Below are 3,902 nucleotides of genomic sequence, written 5' to 3' on the forward strand. Positions count from 1 at the left end.
CCTGCGCAAAGGCCTCGGGTTTTTCCAGCCACACATTCATCGCATACACGGCAGAGTTGGTATCAAGCGATTCAATATTCTGTTGTTTTAGCGGCACGGCAATATTAATCACCTTCACATCGTCGTGGGCGGCCACCAGTTTCTGTAGCTCGTCTTCCAGCTTTTTACAGTATGGGCAGTTGTAGTCCATAAAGTTAACCACGGTGATCGCTGGTTCGCTGGCTCCAATCCAGCTATGCTTTTCGCTATATATCCAATTTTTAGTTGTTGTGTAGACTTTTACATACCTATGCAAGTAGTTTAAATTTCTAGGATTTTCTTCCAGTAAATCAACAATGTCATCCAGTTGCGCTTGCTCGGTATCGGACAACGCATTCGCGCTGACAGGAAGAGCCAGAAGCAGTAGAGCCCAAAGCGGGGCGATATAGCGAGATAAGGACATTGGGTTTCCTTTTGGTAAATGTAAATTCATAACGCTAGCCTTAACCATAGGCTAAGCGGTGTTGTGAAGCCTGTTGTTATCGCGGTGATCTTTCCTTGCTCAACCACCATTACCGTCGGCGTCACTTTCACTGACAATCGACGTGAGAGTTGTCCATCTGGATCATTGACGACCGAAAAATCGTAACCATGATGAGCAAGGTATCCATTTACTTTTTTCGCTGAGCCCGAGCGTAACGCGATCGAGACCACCTGCGCATGATCACTCAACCAATCTACCGAGGGAGTCACAAAACGGCATACACCGCACCAACTCGCCCATACATAGATAAGCACGGGTTCGTGCTGCGACATGGCGAGCAAATCCTGTTGGCGGCCATCCAGCAAGCGGACCGTGTCCACAGGAAACTGACTGGTGTCGATATCACGGCTTCGCCACCAATCGACGGCAGTGCTAGATATCAGCACAAACACGATGAGCCAGCACACGTCACGCGCACCACGTTTGACCCGCTCACGCCACGACCGTTTCATTTTACTGCTCGTCATGGTGTTTTTGCCTGCTCAAGCGCGCTCATGACGGCCTTATCGGTCAAAATTACCGGCAGTGCAATGCCGTTTGGTGCACCTGGACCATAAACAATATTAAACGGCACACCATAGCGCTGGTGCTTTTGTAAATATTGCGTCACACGTTCACTGGGTCGGGTCCAGTCACCTTGCATTGCTACCACATTAGACGCGGTAATGGCATCATAAACGGGCGATTGCAATATCACACCCACTTTGTTGGCATGACAGGTAATACACCAATCCGCGGTGACATCGACAAACACCAGCTTGCCCTGGTCCACCGCTTGAGCGAGCACAGCTTCATCCAACGCCACCCAATCCGGATCCGAGTTCATCGGCGTTGCCCAGCGCTCTGCYGTCAAGGAGGCGCCAACAATCGCTAATACCATAACGGCCAATAGTCCAGCTGCGCCTTTAATCGCGGCAAGCTTACCAAGGGTACGATATGTCAGCCACACACTGGTAGCAAGCAACAGTGCCCCCACTGCGATAGCGCCAACAACGCCCAGATAAGGCATCCACAGCCAGAATAGCCACACCGTGGTAGCAACCAGCAAGAGGGCAAATACCCGTTTCACGTGATTCATCCACGGACCCGGTTTAGGCAGCGTGCGAGTTAATCCAGGGAAAACCGCCACAAGCAACCACGGCAGCGCCATCCCGACCGCCAGCGCGGTAAAAATCAGCCAGAGCGCGGTCAAGGATCCCCCCAGTGCATATGCCACCGCAGTGCCTAAAAAAGGTGCCGAGCATGGCGTGGCCAGTAAGGTGGCAAATACCCCTTGGACAAAGTGACCGCTTGTTGTGTGGCCACCGCGTGTCGCAAGCCAAGTTTGCCAGCTTGATGGCAAATCAATACGCAGCACATCAAACAAGCTCAGCGCGAATAGCCAAATGACCAGCGTCATGACGCCGATAAAGATTGGACTTTGAAACTGGACGCCCCAACCCACGGCTTGCCCCGTTAGCTTTAATGTCATCAGCAGCCCAGCTATCGCCCAAAACGACACCAGAATACCGGCAGCAGAGGCCAGGAACTGGCTACGAACCGCCCGACGGGTGGCATTCGGGTTGGCGACAATGCTGTTAAGTTTGAGTCCAAGTACAGGGAGCACACAGGGCATCACGTTCAAAATCAGCCCCCCTAAGAGGGCAATGCCACCAATCACCCAAACAGATAATCCGGCTTGCGACGCGACACTTCCGGTACGCACTGTGGTGCTATGCTCAGCCAGAAGCTGCTCATCAATAACAGTGACTTGAATCGGTTTACCGGTCAGCTTGGGGGTTTCTATCCAATTGGTGACATCAAAGGTCGCGGTCAGGGTGTCGCCATCACGGTGGAGACTGGGTACACCAAAGGTGTCATCAATAACCGCCTCGCCATCCACCAGCATATCTGGCTGTTGCCAAGCTTGGTTACCGGTGACAGTGACGGCGAGCTGCTGCTTGTTAGCATCCCAGACCGCAGACTCAACCTGCACACTGGGTAGCGGCTTAGGCACCTGACTCATCGCTTGGTTGAACTGATACATCCGCTCACCATCAGCCTTCAGTGCGCTGGGCGTCACGTCGAGCGAGATGGGGTAGTCAGTGATCACGCACACACTGGTGCACGAAGACAAGCGCAAGGTAGCATCGAGCGACACCGGCTGTTGCCATGTATCAACCTTGAAGGTCAGCGGGAAAGTCACTTGCCCTTTGTAGCCCAACATGGTCAAGCCAAGTAACTCATGGCGCTCAGGTGCCGGCCAATGCCAGATAATATCATCCAAGTTTTGGCTATCGTTAATGATAAGCTCTGGGGCGACCCCGCCTTCGCCTGGCGAGCGCCAATAGGTTTTCCAATCGCCTTGTAAACGGACGGAAAGCAAGCCATCGAGGTGGTGAGTCTCTGGATTACCTTGACCAGTGAGCGCTAAACGCACCTCAACGGGAGGGTGATCAGGGTTAGACAGCCAACCTGTATCGGGCGTATTTGCCAGTACAGAAGGGCTGAGTAACAGTAAACATAAAGACAAAAGCGGTGGTAAGACCAAAGCTTGCCATACGCTACTTGGTGTTACGCTGCGCCAATAGTGATTGATTCGAGTCATAAATCTGTTCCTTGTTGAAAATAAATACGCCATGGAAAGAAAAGGCGCTTTATTCTCGGAACACACAAAAGCAAAGATGCCGCCGTCGATACGTGGGTGGGTCATGCGTGGGTAATACCACCGCGAGGCTGACGGTTGCCATAACGGCAAGCAACACAATCAACCACCAAAGTGGAGAAGGCAGCCAATCTAGGGTCAGAACAGAAGGATGCATCAATTGCTCAGACAGCGAACATTTCTTGCCCACTGTATTGACCTCATCACCATGCTCTCCCAAGTTGCCAACTTGGCAGGCAGCTTGCGCCCCTGATTGCAGGCTAAGCTGATTTTGCAAGGCACACACTGCCAGAACCCATAACGCTATTGCGAGGGCCCAGCCAGCTTTAGAACGACGCGTGTACCTTTGCATTCCACCTCCTGTCGAATTGGCACTCATTATGCCCCACGCTCGAAAATAAACAATGGGTTAGCCTTGATGCCAGGCAAACGGGAGGCTAACGGTTCGTGGGCCTATCGCGGCCGCGTGGTGAGCTGAATATGATCTTCCCAGTCAATCACATCAATTTCATACACCACGCTGTCTTTGACCGAAATCCCCGCTTTATGCATCGCAGCTTTTGATCCGGTGATCAGCGGGTGCCAATCAGGTAGCGGTTTATCTTCTGCCAACAAACGATAGGCACAAGTTTCTGGCAGCCAGTAAAACTCGTCGATTTTGTCGCGGGTAAGCTTCAAACAGGACTCTTCATACGAGAAACGATTAGGATAGTCTTTGCATGAGCAGGTTTTATC

5 protein-coding genes are annotated in these 3,902 nt (G+C 52.0%); all 5 read right to left on the reverse strand.

Translation table 11 applies throughout. The features are described 5' to 3' along the window. Nucleotides 1–442: thioredoxin domain-containing protein (locus BZG79_RS12690; protein ID WP_199877816.1), on the reverse strand; the 442-nt coding region annotated here is incomplete at its 3' end. Nucleotides 443–468: 26 nt separating this feature from the next. After that, nucleotides 469–990 (reverse strand): protein disulfide oxidoreductase, encoded by a 522-nt coding sequence (locus BZG79_RS12695; RefSeq protein WP_077774573.1) that lies wholly within the window; start codon nucleotides 988–990, stop codon nucleotides 469–471. Then, nucleotides 987–3,110: a protein-disulfide reductase DsbD domain-containing protein gene (locus tag BZG79_RS12700; protein ID WP_077774574.1), complete on the reverse strand. Its 2,124-nt coding sequence runs from the start codon at nucleotides 3,108–3,110 to the stop codon at nucleotides 987–989. Before BZG79_RS12700 ends, BZG79_RS12695 begins: the two co-directional genes overlap by 4 nt. A 49-nt stretch (nucleotides 3,111–3,159) precedes the next feature. Further along, the gene (locus BZG79_RS12705) at nucleotides 3,160–3,519 is read right to left on the reverse strand and encodes a hypothetical protein (protein WP_077460358.1); all 360 of its coding nucleotides are present in this window, start codon (nucleotides 3,517–3,519) and stop codon (nucleotides 3,160–3,162) included. Nucleotides 3,520–3,620: 101 nt separating this feature from the next. Beyond that, the coding region (locus tag BZG79_RS12710) for a YcgN family cysteine cluster protein (protein WP_199877817.1) at nucleotides 3,621–3,902 on the reverse strand (282 nt) is incomplete at its 5' end.

The organism is Salinivibrio sp. MA427, assembly GCF_001996115.1.
In the GTDB taxonomy this organism is placed as follows: domain Bacteria; phylum Pseudomonadota; class Gammaproteobacteria; order Enterobacterales; family Vibrionaceae; genus Salinivibrio; species Salinivibrio costicola.

What these genes read in the sequence shown, in the direction of transcription:
- BZG79_RS12695 (WP_077774573.1), bottom strand. Translation starts at nt 990, where the DNA reads ATGACGAGCAGTAAAATGAAACGGTCGTGGCGTGAGCGGGTCAAACGT.
- BZG79_RS12705 (WP_077460358.1), bottom strand. Translation starts at nt 3,519, where the DNA reads ATGCAAAGGTACACGCGTCGTTCTAAAGCTGGCTGGGCCCTCGCAATA.